The sequence below is a fragment of the Psychrobacter sp. CAL346-MNA-CIBAN-0220 genome (genome assembly GCF_040309805.1).
In the GTDB taxonomy this organism is placed as follows: Bacteria; Pseudomonadota; Gammaproteobacteria; order Pseudomonadales; family Moraxellaceae; genus Psychrobacter.
In genome coordinates, this window is sequence record NZ_JBEOPF010000206.1 from 1 (window position 1) to 277 (window position 277).

General features: G+C 50.2%; 1 protein-coding gene. It reads right to left on the reverse strand.

Annotated elements, in window-relative coordinates; all coding sequences use genetic code 11:
* The coding region (locus tag AAEY88_RS13340; RefSeq protein WP_350563161.1) for an SDR family NAD(P)-dependent oxidoreductase at positions 1-277 on the reverse strand (277 nt) is incomplete at both ends.

Below are 277 nucleotides of genomic sequence, written 5' to 3' on the forward strand. Positions count from 1 at the left end.
TTCTAATTGCGTGCGTGCTTTTTCCGGTAAGCTCTCCATCATTGGGGTGGCAAAGACACCCGGTGCAATCGTCATCACGCGAATGCCATGACGAGTCAGCTCACGAGCTAATGGCAGCATCATACCGACAACGCCAGCTTTAGATGAGGCATAACTGGCTTGCCCGACTTGCCCATCAAAAGCAGCGATAGAAGCAGTATTGATAATGATACCATTGTCCGCGTTCTGCTCACTATCAGGGTTCACATTCGCTGCTACGCGCTTAGCAATACTAGCT